Annotated in this window: 14 protein-coding genes; 6 read left to right on the top strand and 8 right to left on the bottom strand. The window is 65.9% G+C overall.

The features are described 5' to 3' along the window. Window positions 1-23: 23 nt before the first annotated feature. The 4 genes from ACV7JO_RS17150 to ACV7JO_RS17135 all read right to left on the bottom strand — a co-directional run bounded on the left by ACV7JO_RS17150 (window position 24) and on the right by ACV7JO_RS17135 (window position 2714). Complete coding sequence (locus ACV7JO_RS17150) at window positions 24-329, bottom strand: cupin domain-containing protein (RefSeq protein WP_470355884.1); 306 nt, start codon at window positions 327-329, stop codon at window positions 24-26. Continuing rightward, window positions 326-712 (bottom strand): cupin domain-containing protein, encoded by a 387-nt coding sequence (locus ACV7JO_RS17145; RefSeq protein ID WP_470355883.1) that lies wholly within the window; start codon window positions 710-712, stop codon window positions 326-328. The genes ACV7JO_RS17150 and ACV7JO_RS17145 overlap by 4 nt, the downstream gene beginning before the upstream one ends. Beyond that, window positions 709-960 carry a hypothetical protein gene (locus ACV7JO_RS17140; RefSeq protein ID WP_470355882.1) on the bottom strand — a complete coding sequence of 84 codons (252 nt, stop codon included), beginning with the start codon at window positions 958-960 and terminating at the stop codon, window positions 709-711. Before ACV7JO_RS17140 ends, ACV7JO_RS17145 begins: the two co-directional genes overlap by 4 nt. A 986-nt stretch (window positions 961-1946) precedes the next feature. Beyond that, window positions 1947-2714: an IclR family transcriptional regulator gene (locus ACV7JO_RS17135; protein WP_470355881.1), complete on the bottom strand. Its 768-nt coding sequence runs from the start codon at window positions 2712-2714 to the stop codon at window positions 1947-1949. A 205-nt stretch (window positions 2715-2919) separates the two neighbouring features. Between ACV7JO_RS17135 and ACV7JO_RS17130 the strand changes: the two genes are divergently transcribed. The 6 genes from ACV7JO_RS17130 (at window position 2920) to ACV7JO_RS17105 (ending at window position 8648) form a co-directional block, all read left to right on the top strand. After that, window positions 2920-4425 (top strand): ABC transporter substrate-binding protein, encoded by a 1506-nt coding sequence (locus ACV7JO_RS17130; protein WP_470355880.1) that lies wholly within the window; start codon window positions 2920-2922, stop codon window positions 4423-4425. Between the two features lie 83 nt (window positions 4426-4508). Beyond that, window positions 4509-5459: a carbohydrate ABC transporter permease gene (locus ACV7JO_RS17125; protein WP_470355879.1), complete on the top strand. Its 951-nt coding sequence runs from the start codon at window positions 4509-4511 to the stop codon at window positions 5457-5459. After that, window positions 5456-6367 (top strand): carbohydrate ABC transporter permease, encoded by a 912-nt coding sequence (locus ACV7JO_RS17120; RefSeq protein ID WP_470355878.1) that lies wholly within the window; start codon window positions 5456-5458, stop codon window positions 6365-6367. The genes ACV7JO_RS17125 and ACV7JO_RS17120 overlap by 4 nt, the downstream gene beginning before the upstream one ends. 6 nt (window positions 6368-6373) lie before the next feature. Further along, entirely contained in the window at window positions 6374-7534 is a 1161-nt protein-coding gene (locus tag ACV7JO_RS17115; protein ID WP_470355877.1) for an ABC transporter ATP-binding protein, read from the top strand. Window position 7535: 1 nt separating this feature from the next. Continuing rightward, window positions 7536-7700: a DUF8005 family protein gene (locus ACV7JO_RS17110; protein ID WP_470355876.1), complete on the top strand. Its 165-nt coding sequence runs from the start codon at window positions 7536-7538 to the stop codon at window positions 7698-7700. Between the two features lie 138 nt (window positions 7701-7838). Beyond that, window positions 7839-8648 (top strand): aldo/keto reductase, encoded by an 810-nt coding sequence (locus tag ACV7JO_RS17105; RefSeq protein ID WP_470355875.1) that lies wholly within the window; start codon window positions 7839-7841, stop codon window positions 8646-8648. A 132-nt stretch (window positions 8649-8780) separates the two neighbouring features. On the opposite strand, the gene ACV7JO_RS17100 is transcribed toward ACV7JO_RS17105, so the two are convergent. The 4 genes from ACV7JO_RS17100 to ACV7JO_RS17085 all read right to left on the bottom strand — a co-directional run bounded on the left by ACV7JO_RS17100 (window position 8781) and on the right by ACV7JO_RS17085 (window position 13950). After that, complete coding sequence (locus tag ACV7JO_RS17100; protein ID WP_470355874.1) at window positions 8781-9878, bottom strand: Gfo/Idh/MocA family protein; 1098 nt, start codon at window positions 9876-9878, stop codon at window positions 8781-8783. 178 nt (window positions 9879-10056) lie between these two features. Then, on the bottom strand, window positions 10057-11406 hold the full coding sequence (locus ACV7JO_RS17095) for a nickel pincer cofactor-dependent isomerase, group 22 (RefSeq protein ID WP_470355873.1): 1350 nt from the start codon (window positions 11404-11406) through the stop codon (window positions 10057-10059). 69 nt (window positions 11407-11475) lie between these two features. Beyond that, window positions 11476-12810, bottom strand: coding sequence for a glycerate kinase type-2 family protein (locus ACV7JO_RS17090; protein ID WP_470355872.1), 1335 nt, complete (start codon window positions 12808-12810; stop codon window positions 11476-11478). Window positions 12811-12879: 69 nt separating this feature from the next. Continuing rightward, complete coding sequence (locus ACV7JO_RS17085; protein ID WP_470355871.1) at window positions 12880-13950, bottom strand: glycoside hydrolase family 88 protein; 1071 nt, start codon at window positions 13948-13950, stop codon at window positions 12880-12882. Window positions 13951-14255 lie beyond the last annotated feature (305 nt).

The raw sequence follows: 14255 nt of genomic DNA, 5'->3' as shown, positions 1-14255 counted from the left end.
TCGCGGCTCCGGGCGCTCCGGACTCAGTCGGTCGCCCGGTCCGCGAGGACTATCAGCGCGGTGCTGTCTTCGAGCGCGCGCGGCGATATCTCTTGGTCGCCCTCGAAGCGGGCCACGTCGCCGGCGGTCACCTCGTGCGTCTCCTCGCCCACCTGTAGCGCCACCGCCCCCTCGACGAGGTAGCAGACGATGTCGCGCCCGGGGTGGGTGTGGGGCGCGACCGTCTCGCCCTCGGCGAGCGTCAGTCGGACGGTCTTTGGCTCCGCGTCCGGGAAGACGTTGGCGTGTGGCTGTCCATCGAGGTCATCGAGCGCGTGCAGCGTGGTCATGACTCCTCCCTCCGCGGGTCGAACCGGTCCTGTCGCAGCCCGGCGCGGACCGGTTCGTGTTCCGCGTCGGTCGGCGGCGGCGCAGTCACGAGCAGCGCCTCCAGTTCCGCGTCGTCGTCGGCCCTGACGCCGCGGTCGGTGCCCGCTTCGACGGTCACCACGTCGCCCGCGCCCACACGGCGGTCCGCGTCGCCGTCGCGGACGACGCCGGTCCCGGACCGGACGTGTATCGCCACGTCGCTCGCTGGGGCGTGGACCGGGATAAACTGCCCGGGCCGGAAGTAGCCACAGACGACCTTCATCCGGTCGCTGCGGAACACCTCGACCGCGGAGAAGCGGTCGTCGTCGTACTCGCGCGCCGCGTCGAACCCGGTCGCCGTCATCCCGACTCCCCCCGGCAGATGTCACACCCTATCGACCAGACGGCGATGAGCGCGACCACGGCCGGCACGTGTGCGAGTACCAGCAGCGGGAGCACGAGTCGGCCGAGATGCAACGTGCTCCCCACGGCTCGAACCGCCGTCCCGAAGAGCGGCAGCGACAGCAGTGCCGCGAGCGTTATCGCACCGCAAACCGGGAGCGACCGGCAGTCGATGGCGTGGTGAAGGTGGCGCACGTGCTCACGAATCACTCGCGTTCACCCCCGGTGTGGCGGACTGTTGCACTCGCGGGTGCTCTACCTCTGTAGGCGTTTTAGGCTCTCCTAAACACATCACATCAGGCTGCGGCGAGACGGACAAAGAGGGTTGGCGCGAACATATTCCGCCGCCGGGCCGTGGCTCGGACGTGGTGGCCGCGCCCGAGCGGCCACCCTCGTGTTTCCCGTTGCCGTCGGGACCGACCGGGTCGGCATTCCACGGGAGACGGTGCTGCCGCGCTCGATGTCGACGCCGGCCAACCCGTCGCTCTCCGGCCTGTGTCGAAAATTGTCGAAGCGGACCCGTCGCCAAAATCACCACTAGATAGTTAAAAGTGTATTTTGTAGAAGCTTTCTATCGATATATGGGACGAAAATAGAGAATATGGGCCCATATATTGGAACATGGTGCCACAGTGTGCAAACAAATTACGGAAGTCGGAATAAATGGCTGGAAAGGCGTCTCTCTCGTCAGTTTTGTCGACAGTGTCCCGTCACGCTGGTCGCCGTGGCGACGAGGACACCGTTTCGACCGGTGGATTCGGTGACGAACGCGGCGGCGGTCCGCCGACACCGCCCCTCCGCTCTGCGCTGTCCGCCGGGCGGTCCGTCACTGCCCAAAATATAACGAACGTACGGATGTTATGTACGCCACGCGGAACAGCAACGGTGGCCGGCCGTCGTCTGCCGACCGCATAACAACTGTACGGATAGTAGACCACACACTCCCGGTTCGCTGCGACGCCGTGTGTCGCCGCGACCCGCTGTGTTCGCTGTCGGCCTCCGTGTCTGTGGCGACGGGAGCAGCCGTTGGTACTATTCTGACTCTTATTCAGTATAACTGAGTATATCTACCTCTATACTGGACACGAATCAATAGATAGTGTATCCGGACGCAATTTCACGCAATATTCAGATATACTAAACAGGAGTTAGCAATACTGGACTACTGCACACGTTGGCTAAGCGACGGTAGCGTCTCACGTGTATGTGATGTTCAGTTCGATGACGTTGGCGACGCTTTTCAGTTTGGCCGGAAGCTCCTCCCGGAACCGCTCGTCCTGAAACCGACTGGTCGGACCGGACACGCTTATCGCGCCCTCGACGGTGTCGTTGTTGTTGACGATGGGGACCGCCACGCACCGGAGCCCCTTGACGCGGGCCTCGTCGTCGAACGCGACGCCGTCGTCGCGCACCTCGTCGAGGTGTGCGAACAGCGCCTCGCGGTCGGTGATGGTGTTCTCCGTCGTCGCCGGCATGCCGTGTCGGTCCAGAATCGCCTCGATTCGTTCCCGAGGGAGGTGTGCGAGAATCGCGTTCCCGAGCCCCGTGTTGTGGAGGTAGACGCGCTGTCCGATGTACGAGTCCGTCTTCACGGCGTCGACGCCGTGTGCGCGGTGCAAGTAGACGCCCTTCCCGTGTTGCTCGACGAGCAGGTTCGCCAGTTCGCCGGTCTCCTCGGCCAGTTCGGTCACCTCCTCTTTCGCGATGTCGTAGAGACGCTGGCGGTGACGCGCGTGGCCGCCGAGGTCGAGCAGTCGGAGGCCGACCTCGTAGGTGTTCCCGTCTTTGACGACGTAGCCGTCCTCCTCCAGCGTCGTGAGGTAGTTGTGGATGCTGCTTTTCGAGAGGTCGAAGGCGTCGGTGAGCTCCGTGACGGTGGCCTCGTTTCGCGCTTTCAGTTCCTCCAGAATCGCGAAGGTAGTGCGTGCGGTCTTGACTGCGTTGGAGTTTCGCTCTCCGGCCATGCCCAGTACGAGTGTGTGGGAAGGCATAAATCTATTCCAGCTATCCCAAACTGTGGTTCAGTAATACTGGACGCGCACCGGGCGTACGCACGGTCCAGCAGAGACAGTCGGTACCGACCGGTTCCGGGCGATTCCCGGCGTCTCCCTCGGCTTTCGACCGCCAGCAACAATAGATTTATATGGCATGGTTGCGGTATTGTGGACTATGGACCGTGATAGTCGCGGCACCCGTACGGTTAGTCAATCACGCGCGCTCTCCCGCCGCCAGTTCGTCGCTTCCGTCGGCGCCTCGGGGCTCGCGGTCGGACTGGCCGGCTGTTCGAGCACCGGCGGCGACAATCAGGGCGGTGGCGATGGTGGAACAGCCACCGAAGACCTAGAGTACAACGGTGAGGACATCACCGTCGAGTACAGCACCGCACCCCTGTTCGGCAACGTCGCCGACATGCTGAAAGAGACACTGTACGACGCCGGGCTTCCAGAGAGCATCGACGTCAACTTCTCCACGACAGTATGGGGGGCCGACGACCTCCAGTCGCGGTACAACCAGATTCTCTCCGCCGGCCGGGCCACGCCCGACATGATGCTCACGAACTTCGCGTACACGCCCTACTTCGCGCCCCGGGGCTGGCTGCTCGACCTCTCGGAGGTGTTCGGTGACGAGACGATACGCGAACTGGAGAACGCTTACTCGCAGGTGATGGTCGACTCGATGCGGTGGGACGGCGGCCTCTACGGTATCCCGCAGTTCATCGACATTCCCACCGTCCAGTATCGCAAGGACTTGGTGGAACAGGCCGGCTACGACCCCGAGGGCGAGAACTGGGCCACGGAGCCGATGCGGTGGGACCGCTTCGCCGAGGTCGTCGCCGACACCAAGGAACAGGCCGGCACCGACGACGGCTACACGGTCGCGCTCAACCAACGGAACCTCGGCTCCATCGCCGGCTACGAGCAGTTGGTCACCAACGGCGGCAACTACTTCGGCGACATGTCGAACCAAGCCGGCCCCATCGGCGACCGACCGGTCACCATCGACGAGGACCAGACCGTCCGGACGCTCCGCCAACTCCGGACGTTCATCTACGGCAGCGACGACCAGCACGCCATCGAGGGCCTCTCCGGCAATATCACCCCCTCCGAATCGCTCGGGTGGGACACCAACCCCTCGATGGAGTCGTTCTCGGCGGGCGAGGCGGTGGCCCACCGCAACTGGTCGTTCGCCATCGCCGACTTCGGCGCGGCGGAGAACTTCGGCGAGGACCTCGGCGTGATGCCCTACCCCTACGGAACGCCGGCGTCCGAAGCGCCCTACGAGGGGACCGGCGGGTCGAACTCCAAACTCGGCGGCTGGCACCTCTCTGTCAACCCCAACACCGAACGACTGGCCGCCACGGTGGAGGTCATCAAGGCGATGACGACCGACGAGTTCTACCTCACCATCTTCGAGGAACTGGGGTCGACGCCGCCCAAGCCGGAACTGCTCGGCACCGACCGCGCGAACAACGTCGACGTCATGAGCCGCCACCTCGACACGCTCCAGTATCAAGCGAACAACCAGTTCGCTCCGCCCATCAACGCGGTGTGGAGCGCGGAGAAGACGGCCATCGGCGAGCAGTTCCTCGCCTGTCTCAAACAGCAGAAGTCGCCGACTGCGGCGGCACAGGCTGCACAGAATCAGGTGGAGCAGATAGAGAATCAGGAGTCCTGAGCTCCCACCGGGGCCGTCACGCTCCCGCGACAACTATCACAAGCTACAAACCGATTGGCTCGGTCTACCCTAGCACACACACAATGATGCAGAAAGTCCAACAGGTGGTATCGCCGGTCTTCCTCAAGATCGAGCAGTTGGACGAGGAGAAGTACGGGTACCTCTTGGTGGCCCCGGTGTTCGCCGTTCTCTCGGTGCTCGCCTTTTACCCGCTGCTCAGAACGCTGTTCTTCTCGTTCCACGACGACTCGCTCACGGGCGTGAGCCCCGTCGGCGCGTTCGTCGGCCTCGAAAACTACGTCCAACTCCTCACCGGAGGGATGAACGTCCTTCTGAACTACCCCTTCCTCAGCCTCGAGGACCCCTTTTCGAGTGCGCTCCCGGTCACGCTCCTCATCACGGGCGTGAGCGTCGCCGTGGGGACGCTGCTGGGGCTGGCGATGGCGATAATCCTGAACAAGGAGTTCCGTGGCCGTGCGCTCGCTCGGACCGTCGTCATCCTGCCGTGGTCGATTCCCATCGTCATCCAAGGGATGATGTTCTACCTGCTGTTCCAGCCGTCGATCAGCTTCCTCGTCGAACCGCTGGCGGCGCTGGGCGTCTTCTCGGGAAATCCGCTGGTGAGCAGTCAGGACTCGACGCTCATCATCATCCTGATAGACATCTGGCGGAAGATTCCCTTCATCGCGCTCATCATCATGGCCGGGCTCGCCAGCATTGACCAGAACCTCTACGACGTGGCGAAGGTCGCAGGCGCGTCGAAGTGGCAGCAGTTCCGATACATCACGCTGCCGCTGGTCAAGCCGGTGCTGTTCATCGGGATGATATTCTACACCATCAGCTCGATGAAGATCTACGGCATCGTCGAGGCGTCGGCGGGGTGTAGCACGGTGCCGACGCTGACGTGTCTGGTGGTGTCGACGTTCAGACAGCAGCGCTGGCCCACCGCCTCCGCGATAGCGTTCCTGTCCGCGATACTCATCGCGGGCATCGTCATGGTGTACGTCCTGCGGTTCCGGGAGGCGAGAGAATGAGCGGCGAGGAGTACACCGGGACGACGGGACGACTCGTCGAGTACGCGGTCCACAACGCGACCGACGTCTACCGGCTCGGCTTCTACGTCGGGCTCACATCGTTCATCATGATCACGCTGTTCCCGTTCTACTGGCTGCTGGTGCTGGCGGTGACACCCAGCGACCGGCTCTACCAGATGGGCGTCCTGCCGGAGTCGTTCAATCCGGACGTGTTCATCACCGTCTTCCAGCAGTACCCGCTGCACCACTACATCTTCAACAGCGTCCTGCTGGCCTCCATCACCGTGGTGTTTTGCATCACGCTCGGGAGCCTCGCCGGCTACGCTTTCGGGCGGGTCGACTTCCCCGGGAAGGGGCCGCTCCTGCTGTTGTTGCTAGTCATCTCGTACTTCCCGGGCATCGCCTTCCTCATCCCCCTGTTCGAACTCCTCACGGGGTCGGTGAGCGTGCTGGGCGTGTCGTCGCCGGACCTCTACAACACGCCGTGGGGGATGGTGTTCCCGTTCACGATGCTCAGCCTCCCCATCACCATCTTCATCCTCACGACGTTCTACGAGCAGATTCCGGACGGCTTGGAGGACGCCGCACGCGTCGAGGGGACGACCCGGCTGGGCGCGCTGTTCCGCGTCATCATGCCCCTGTCCGCGCCGGGCGTGGTGACCGCGGCCATCATCGTCTTCATCGGCGTCTACCGCGAGTTCTTCTTCTCGTTCATCATGACCGACGGCTCGCCGGAGAACTGGGCCGTGTTGGTGTACGGGATTCTGAACTTCCAGCAGCAGTACACGACGCAGTACAACCTGATGGCGGCCGCGAGCCTCATGGGTATCATCCCCATCGCGGTGCTCGTCATCTTCGCGCAGGACCACATCGTCCGGGGCCTGACCTCGGGCGGCCTCAAGGAGTGATACAACATGGGACAAGTCAACCTCACGGACGTTCGCAAAGAGTACGAAGACGTCGTCGCGGTCGAAGGGATGGACCTCACTATCGAGGACGGCGAGTTCGTCTGCTTCGTCGGCCCGTCGGGCTGTGGGAAGTCGACGACGCTCGAAACCGTCGCCGGCCTCACCACGCCGACCGACGGAACGGTCGAGATAGCCGGCCGGGACGTGACCGACAAGCCGCCCAAGGACAGGGAGATAGCGATGGTGTTCCAGAACATCGCGCTGTTTCCCCACATGAACGTCTACGAGAACGTCTCCTTCGGCCTCCGACTGCGAAACTACGACGACGGCGAGATCGAGCGCCGGGTCGAGGAGGCCGTCGAAATCGTCCAACTCGAGGGGATGCTCGACAGGAGCCCGGACGAACTCTCGGGCGGCCAACAGCAACGCGTGGGCATCGCACGCGCCATCGTCCGCCAGCCGGAGGTGTTCCTGATGGACGAGCCACTGGCGAACTTAGACGCGAAGCTCCGGGTGTCGATGCGGACCGAAATCCAGCGACTCCAGAAAGAACTCGGCATCACGACGGTGTACGTCACCCACGACCAAGAAGAGGCGATGACGATGTCCGACCGCATCGCCATCATCAACGACGGCCAACTCCAGCAGTGTTCGCCGCCCCTCGAGTGTTACAACCGCCCGGTCAACACCTTCGTCGCGCAGTTCATCGGCAGTCCCTCGATGAACATGTTCGACGGCCGGGCCACCGCCGACGCCCTCGACGTCGACGAGTTCAGCGTCGCACACGACATGGCCGCGCCGCCGCTGGAACCCGACGAGCCCGTCACGCTGGGGATTCGCCCGGAGGACATCTACCTCGCGTCCGACACCGACGACATCGCGTACCCGAGTCGGTCCGTCACCGTGACCGTCGACGTGCTGGAACCCATCGGGAACCAGACCTACGCGTACTTACTCGTCGGCGACCGCGGGGCCGACGGCGAGACGACGGAACTGCTCATGAGCCTCGACCCCGACGCGGACGTCAGCGAGGGAGACACGATAGAGGTCGCGTTCGCCCGCGACAACGTCCACGTCTTCGACGGCGCGACCGGCGACGCCATCGCACACAGCCTCGTCGACGCCGCCGCTATCGCCGACGGCGTCGCCGCGGAGGGGGAGGTCTGAGATGCCCACGTCCCTCGGCCTCGCCTACATCGGGGCGATGACGGTCCTGTTCGGCCTCTGGATATACGGCGCGGTGTCGCTGTACTTCGATATCCGCCACAAGTTCCTGCCGCTGTTGCGCGGCTGGCTACGGAAGCGGCGGTCCGACAGGCGGCACCTGCTGTAGCGCCGGCCGCCGGGATTCGCCGCCGCTCACTTCTCTCGGATTTCCGTCTAATTGGTACTGTGCGACAGCACCGAGTTCTATCGAGAACCTGTCACACAAACCCGAAGAAATATAGGGGCCGGTAGCGATGTGGCTACCATGAGCGAGCTCCCAGCCATCGGTCTCGGCACGTGGCAGAACACCGACCCGGAAACGTGCGCACAGAGCGTCCAGATAGCCCTCGAAGCGGGCTACCGGCACATAGACACGGCGCAGTACTACGGCAACGAGGAGGCCGTCGGCGAGGGCATCGCGCGGGCCGACGTCCCCCGCGAGGAGGTAATCGTCGGCTCGAAGGTCCACGCCGAGAAGTTCGGCCTCGCGTACGACGAGGTCATCGAGGGGTTGGAGGTCACGCTCGACCGGCTCGGTCTCGACTACCTCGACCTGCTGTACGTCCACTGGCCGGTCGGGAACTACGACGCCGCGGAGACGATGCCGGCCTTCGACGAACTCGTCGACCGGGGGCGCATCGACCACGTGGGCGTCTGTAACTTCAGCACCGACCTGCTGGACGAGGCGATGGCCCACATGGAGTCACCGCTGTTCGCCCATCAGGCGGAGACGCACCCGCTGCTCCAGCAGGACGAACTCGTCGCCCACGCCCAAGACAACGACTACAACCACGTCGCGTACTCCCCGCTGGCCCGCGGCAACGTCTTCGACGTGCCCGAAGTCGTCGACATCGCCGAGAAACACGGCGTCAGCGCGTCGCAGGTCAGCCTCGCGTGGCTCCTCTCGCGGGACAACGTCGGCGTCGTCCCGAAGGCGACCGGCGAGTTCCACATCACGGACAACCTCGCCGCGACGGACCTCGAACTCGACGACGAGGACGTAGAGCGCATCCGGGACATCGAGCGGACCGAGCGCTACGTCAGCCGCGACGGCGCGCCGTGGCTCAACGACTGACCGGCGACTGCGGCTCCGCTTCTCACTTCGACGCACCGACGCCGAGAGCTACCGCTGTCGGTGTGGTGTCGGCCGCGGCCCCGGGACGGTGATACGGTACCGCGAGAACTGCGGTCGGCACGGGACGGTCGATTACCAAGACGTAATCGGTATCTCGCGCAGCGGTTGGGCCAGCGGGATGTCGACCGTCGACCCGGTGTAGTGCGAGAGGTAGAAGCCGACGATGATTTCGAGCGAGCGGGTCGCCTCGACCCCGGGCGAGTAATTCTCCGCCTCGCCGTTCAGGATGTCTTGGACGTGCGTCGCCGCGTTCGCGAACGACCGCTTGTAGTCGTCCTCCCACGTCCACGCCCCGTCGATACCGGGGAGTGACTGCTCGACGTGCTCGCCGTCTTCGAGCGCCCAGTACCGCCACTCGCCGTCGTCGTTGTTCATGTAGAGCTTCCCCTCGGTGCCGATGAAGTTCAGCGTCATCGACGACACGTCCCGGGGAATCGTGCAGTCGACCGTGACGAACGAGCCGTCGTCCATCACGACGTGACCCCCGCCCCCCGCGTCGACCACGTCCTGTGTCGCGTCCAGCGAGTCGACGGCCTCGTTCTCGCCCGTGATGTAGCCCGAGACCCGCTGTGCGCGGGCGTCGAGGAGGTAGACGAGCGTGTCCAGAACGTGCGTGGAGTTGCGCATCAACTCCATCCGGTACTGGGTGCTCACCGACTTGACTTCGCCGAGGATGTTCCGGTCGTGGATGAGGTCGTGGAGCCGCCGGAGCTTGTCGGTGAATCGGAACGAGTGGTTGACGACGAGTTCGGTGTCCGTCTCCGCGCACACCTCGACCATCTCCTCGGCGGCGCTGACCTGCGAGGCGATGGGCTTCTCACACCAGACGACTTCGGGGTCGGCGGCCGACTGCGCGGCGTCGATGGCGTGTTCGTGGTGGAGAAAAGAGGGCGTACAGACCGAGACGACGTCGAGGTCCTCCGCCGCGAGCATCGCCTCGTGGCCCACGTACTGCCGCTCCGACGGGATGTCCCACGCGCGGCCGAACGTCGCCAGCTTCTCCTCGTCCACGTCGGCGACCGCGACGAGCTCTATCTCGTCGGTACTCGCGTACCCGCCGGCGTGGCTGGCGTCGATCTTCTCCGTGCCGATGGCTTCCTCGTCGTGCATCCCGAGGATACCCATGCCTGCGATACCGCCCGTTCCGATTACGCCTGCTCTGTATGTCATGTCTGTATCGGACCCGCGGCTGGTCACAGGGGCGGCTCGCCCGCTATCCGCGGCGCTGACGAGACAGCCCGCTACCAGTGTCGGTCGATATCCGTAGGTAGTGTATCAGTATCACACCATATAAATCTTTGAGTGCGCGTCCGACGCCACCGTCCTCTCCCGCCCCGAAGACGGCCGGCTATTCCCGGAGCGACGGGGCGGCGAACTGCCCGTCGTCGAACTCGATGGGCGACGGCTCCGCGACGACGCGGAGGTCGTCGCGGTCGCGCGCGGCCTCGACCAGCGCCGGCGAGGCGTAGAGGCGGTGGAGATGCATCGTATCGGCCGCGCGGAGGACCCGGACGGTGTCGGTGTCGACGACGCCGATGGTCGACAGCGCGGCCACGAGGCCGGCGCGGTCGGTCTCGACCACCGGCGGGAGCTTCACGCCGCGAATCGTGCTGGCGGTGAGCGCGTTGATGAGCGTCGTCGTCGCGTCGAGTTCGGCGACGATGTCCTCGTGGACGACGTCGGCCGAACCGACGCCCATCGCGTTGCCGTGGGTCGCCTCGGTCAGCCCGCGGGTGTAGATGCGCTTGATGTCCGGGCTCTCGGGCTCCGGCTCGTTGATGGCAAAGGGCCGGCGACCGACGACGTTCGTGTCGATACCCTGTCCGCTGACCTCCTTGCCCTGCCGGTCGAACACCACGAGGTCGAGGTCGTCGAACGGGAGCTTCGGCATCAGGTCGTAGGCCCGCTCCAGCAGTTCGGCCTCGCGGTCGAGAAAGCCGCTGGGCGGGACGCCCTCGACGAGCGTCGTCTCGTCGTGTTGGTCCTCGACGACGGCGACGCCGCCGACGATGGGGAGTTCCGCGAGGAGTTGGCCGGTGATTTCGGGTATCATCCGCCTGAACGACCAGTCGACCGCCCACTTGTGGGCTATCTGTGCGCCGCGTTGCTTGCCCATGCCGATGACGAGCATCTTCGAGAGGCCGCTCTCGACGGTACCGTCGAAGTCCGTGTGTGGCTTGACCCGGTTGACCGGGACGATGGCGTCCGCCGCGACGGCGTTGGCGTCCGCGACGACGGGCACGTCGCGGTCCGGCGTCCGGCCGACCTCGACGACATCCATGCTCGACCGTATCTCGCAGCCGACCGCCGACTCGGTCACGCCGAGTTCGTTCAGCATCTCCCGCTGGCCCTCGCCGGTGGCCCCGCCGTGGCTCCCCATCGCCGGGAAGACGAACGGCTCGTAGCCGGCGTCGGTGACCGCCTCGACGACCCCCGTGACGATGGCCGGGAGGTTGGCGATACCGCGACTGCCGACCCCGAGCGCGACCTCGCCGCCGTCGGGGACGTCGGCGAACGACAGCGACGCGACGGCGTCGGCCGCGTGCGCCGCGGCGTCGCTCGGCGCTATCGGGTCGGTCTCCCAGACCTGTTCGACGACTCCAAGCTCCGGCAACGGCGGGTCGCCGCAGGCGTCGACTATCGTCCCCTCCGGGACGGAGAGCGCATCCACCGCTGTCGCTCGGTCGTTGGCGTCCATACTCGCCGTATCGGCCCGTCCGCTCATAAACGTGCCCCTCGGTCGTCACGGGACCGCTCCGTCGGGTCGCTACCCGTCCGCCTCTGGGACCACCAACACGACCACGTCGTTGACGTTGGTTCCGGTCGGTCCGGTCTCTATCGTCGCGCCGGCGGCCGAGAGATACGACCCCGCGTCGTTCGCGCGGAGCGCCTCTCGGGCTCGTTCGCGGTCGCTCGCCGTCGTCGCGTCGGCGATAGCGCCGGCCGCGTCGGAGCGCCCGTCCTCGCCGTCCGTGTCGACGGCGGCGACGACCGCGGTCCCGTCGTGTTCCAGCGCGCCCGAGAGGACGAGTTCCTGATTGGGACCGCCCCGTCCCCCGTCGCCGGTGACCGTGACGGTCGTCTCGCCGCCCGCCAGCAGCACCGCCGGCGGGTCGACCGGTGTCCCCGTCGCCGCGGCTTCCTCGGCGACGGCGACCAGCGGCTTGGCGACCTCCCGGGCCTCGCCGCGGAGGCGGGCGGTGAGTACGAGCGGCTCGTAGCCCCGCTTGCGTGCCGCGTCGGCGGCGGCGTCGAGTGCGGTGGCGCTGTCCCCGACGAGGTGGTTGGTGGCGCGGTCGAACGCCGCCGCGCCCGGTGCCGGCGTCTCCGCGAGTTCCCCCGCGACGCCGGCGTCGAGGTGGTCGCGGACGGCCGCCGGCGGGACGAGGTCGTGTCGCTCGAACACCGCGCGGGCGTCCGCATAGGTCGTCTCGTCGGGTACCGACGGCCCGCTGCCGATGGCCGAGCGGTCGTTCCCGACCACGTCGCTCAGCAGGAGGCCGGCGACGGTCGCCGGTGCCGCCCGCCGCGCGAGCCGACCCCCCTTCAGCGCCGAGAGGTGTTTGCGGACGGCGTTGACCTCGCCGATGGGCACGCCGCCGTCGAGCAGTCGCTCCGTCGTCGTCCGGAGGTCGGCGACGGTCAGTTCGCCGGCCGGCGCGGACAGGAGCGCGCTGGCACCGCCGGTCAGGGCGAACAGGACCAGCGTGTCCGCGTCGGCCTCGTCGACGACGTCGAGGACCGCCGCCGTCCCCTCGACGTTGCGTTCCGACGGGAGCGGGTGGTCGCCGACCGTACTCCCCACGACGGCGGTGTCGACGGGCTCCTTGACGACGACGTGACCCCCGGTGAGACGCTCGCCGAGGACGGCTTCGAGCGCGCGCGTCACGCCGCCCGCGGCTTTCCCGCCGCCGACGAGGACGACGTCGTCGTACTCCGCGAGGTCGTACGTCGACGCGCCGACGCGCAGCGTCTCGCCCTCCAGCCCGACGGCCGCTCGGGTGGCCGTCTCAGGCGCGGCGGCGTCGATGGCGGCCTCGATGCAATCGAGCGCCACCTCGTGGCCGCGGCTGGCCTCGAGGTCGCTTCTGTTGCGAATCATACTCGCGTTTCCGTGCCGGACGGTAAAAGTCTGCCTCAGCGGGGCGGGGGTTCGCGGGCGGCAGCGCGGTCAGCGAGCGGCGGCCGCCGCCATGAGATACCACCCTTGGCCGTACGGCGTCACAGTCAGAGGGGCCTCCGGTCCGCCCGGGGGGCCGGCGACGCGGCCGACCGCGCCGTCGTCGCCGACGATTCGTGTCACCGCGTCGAGCGCGTCCGCCGCCGCGGGGCCGTACGCCGCCTCGTCGAGCAGTCCGAGTTCGACGCCGCGGTCGAACGCGTATGCGAACATCAGCGTCCCGGAGGACTCGAGCGGAGTGTCCGGGTCGTCGACGAGGTTGTGCCAGAACCCGCTCCCGTCCTGTAGCGGGCGCAGGGCCTCGCAGTGGTCCGTGAACGCCTCGACCAGCGCGTCCCGTCGCTCGTGGGCCGCCGGCAGCCGGTCGAGTATCTCGACGGCCGCCGCGGCGGCCCAGCCGTTGCCCCGCGCCCAGAAGGTCCCCTGCGGGTAGTGGTCGGGCTGCTCGACCCAGATGTGCCGGAACAGTCCGGTCCGCGGGTCGCGGAGGTGTTCGGCGTGGACCAGATACTGCTCGACGGCAGCGTCGTGGGCCGCCCGCTCGCCGGCCGCTTCGGCGTACCGGCTGAAGAACGGGCACATCATGTACACCGAGTCTATCCAGAGGGATTTGATGCCCGCGACCGCCGGGTCGTGGTGTGGAATCCCGCCGTTCTCGGTTCGGTCGACGGACATGAGCCATTCGTACTCGTTTTTTGCCGCATCGAGATACCGCCTCTCGCCCGTCCGCTCGTAGAAGTCGAGGACGCCGTGGCCGATAGCGGTCGTGTTGTTGGCGTTCATGCACTTCTTCACTGTCAGCTCCCAGCTCGCCTCGTACTCCCGGCCGTGGCTGAACACCTCGATGGGGTAGCTCGGGCCGTACCCCAACTGCCCGTCGTCGTTCTGTGTCGCGACGGCCTTGTCGACGAGTTCTCTGGCGGTCGCGACCGACTGCTCGCTTCCCTCCGCCAGCAGGCCGTTGATAGCGACGCCGGTAATCCACGACTTCCCGTCGAGGTCCCGCGCCCGGAGATACGACGCTGCACTCGTTGCTGTAGACGAGAGGCTGTCTGACGACATCTACCGGTGTTCGTCCCCGTACCGTTAAAAAAGTACGTGTACGGGGACCGACCCGGTCGAGACGCTGAACGCAACGGGGGATGCGCGCCGGGGCTCGGTCCGGCTGCCGGTAGCCGTTACGAACCGATGAGCCCGATATGTGTGCCTTTCGCTATCGAAGCAGGTATATGCGAGTGGAATGCTCCAGATTCCCACGAATCAGACTATATCACCCACTCAAAATTCTTATAGATAAATTTACGATTGAAAACTGGTTTTTGGTAGTCATATATCGTATAAAACCTGACTCGCATGTATATCTGATT

The sequence above is a fragment of the Haloarcula sp. MBLA0138 genome, assembly GCF_055632455.1.
This window is presented reverse-complemented; position numbering and strand designations above follow the sequence as displayed.

Excerpts from the sequence above, each read along its gene's own strand:
- ACV7JO_RS17150 (WP_470355884.1), bottom strand. The coding sequence starts at position 329 with ATGACCACGCTGCACGCGCTCGATGACCTCGATGGACAGCCACACGCC.
- ACV7JO_RS17145 (WP_470355883.1), bottom strand. The coding sequence starts at position 712 with ATGACGGCGACCGGGTTCGACGCGGCGCGCGAGTACGACGACGACCGC.
- ACV7JO_RS17135 (WP_470355881.1), bottom strand. The coding sequence starts at position 2,714 with ATGGCCGGAGAGCGAAACTCCAACGCAGTCAAGACCGCACGCACTACC.
- ACV7JO_RS17130 (WP_470355880.1), top strand. The coding sequence starts at position 2,920 with ATGGACCGTGATAGTCGCGGCACCCGTACGGTTAGTCAATCACGCGCG.
- ACV7JO_RS17125 (WP_470355879.1), top strand. The coding sequence starts at position 4,509 with ATGATGCAGAAAGTCCAACAGGTGGTATCGCCGGTCTTCCTCAAGATC.
- ACV7JO_RS17120 (WP_470355878.1), top strand. The coding sequence starts at position 5,456 with ATGAGCGGCGAGGAGTACACCGGGACGACGGGACGACTCGTCGAGTAC.
- ACV7JO_RS17115 (WP_470355877.1), top strand. The coding sequence starts at position 6,374 with ATGGGACAAGTCAACCTCACGGACGTTCGCAAAGAGTACGAAGACGTC.
- ACV7JO_RS17110 (WP_470355876.1), top strand. The coding sequence starts at position 7,536 with ATGCCCACGTCCCTCGGCCTCGCCTACATCGGGGCGATGACGGTCCTG.
- ACV7JO_RS17105 (WP_470355875.1), top strand. The coding sequence starts at position 7,839 with ATGAGCGAGCTCCCAGCCATCGGTCTCGGCACGTGGCAGAACACCGAC.
- ACV7JO_RS17100 (WP_470355874.1), bottom strand. The coding sequence starts at position 9,878 with ATGACATACAGAGCAGGCGTAATCGGAACGGGCGGTATCGCAGGCATG.
- ACV7JO_RS17095 (WP_470355873.1), bottom strand. The coding sequence starts at position 11,406 with ATGGACGCCAACGACCGAGCGACAGCGGTGGATGCGCTCTCCGTCCCG.
- ACV7JO_RS17090 (WP_470355872.1), bottom strand. The coding sequence starts at position 12,810 with ATGATTCGCAACAGAAGCGACCTCGAGGCCAGCCGCGGCCACGAGGTG.
- ACV7JO_RS17085 (WP_470355871.1), bottom strand. The coding sequence starts at position 13,950 with ATGTCGTCAGACAGCCTCTCGTCTACAGCAACGAGTGCAGCGTCGTAT.